This is a genomic window from Vibrio sp. T3Y01 (genome assembly GCF_013114525.1).
GTDB lineage: Bacteria > Pseudomonadota > Gammaproteobacteria > Enterobacterales > Vibrionaceae > Vibrio > Vibrio chagasii_B.
Genome location: NZ_VTXJ01000056.1, coordinates 1 through 615, shown reverse-complemented (window position 1 = coordinate 615; position 615 = coordinate 1). Strand labels below are relative to the sequence as shown.

At 44.2% G+C, this 615-nt stretch carries 3 tRNA genes and 1 rRNA gene; all 4 read left to right on the top strand.

What is annotated here, in order from left to right:
* Positions 1-54 (top strand): 16S ribosomal RNA (locus tag F0232_RS24920); the annotation flags it as partial.
* Between the two features lie 89 nt (positions 55-143).
* Positions 144-219, top strand: a tRNA-Glu gene (locus tag F0232_RS24915).
* A 2-nt stretch (positions 220-221) separates the two neighbouring features.
* Positions 222-297, top strand: a tRNA-Lys gene (locus tag F0232_RS24910).
* Between the two features lie 33 nt (positions 298-330).
* A tRNA-Val gene (locus tag F0232_RS24905) sits at positions 331-406 on the top strand.
* Positions 407-615: the final 209 nt, after the last annotated feature.

Below are 615 nucleotides of genomic sequence, written 5' to 3'. Positions count from 1 at the left end.
GTGAAGTCGTAACAAGGTAGCCCTAGGGGAACCTGGGGCTGGATCACCTCCTTATACGAAGATATTCACGATAAGTGTCCACACAGATTGATTAGGTTTAGAAAGTAAAAGAGACGAAGAACTCCCAAGTTCTTCAATCCAGTGTCCCGTTCGTCTAGAGGCCTAGGACACCGCCCTTTCACGGCGGTAACAGGGGTTCGACTCCCCTACGGGATACCATTGGGTCGTTAGCTCAGTTGGTAGAGCAGTTGACTTTTAATCAATTGGTCGCAGGTTCGAATCCTGCACGACCCACCATTCTTTCTCCACGAAGGAATTAAAACTTTTAGTGGGCGATTAGCTCAGTTGGGAGAGCACCTGCCTTACAAGCAGGGGGTCACTGGTTCGAGCCCGGTATCGCCCACCATTCTCTAAATATTCTTGGAAGTTAAAACTCCAAACCACTTCTTATGTCGTTGGTTGGTTTTTTCGACTGTGAGAGTCTTTAGAAAATGCATTCTTCGGAATACATGCTCTTTAACAATTTGGAAAGCTGACTGATTAACTCTAAGAGTTAATCAAATTAAAAGTTCTCAATGTTTATCCTTTGGATAAACACAACACAAACACATTCAA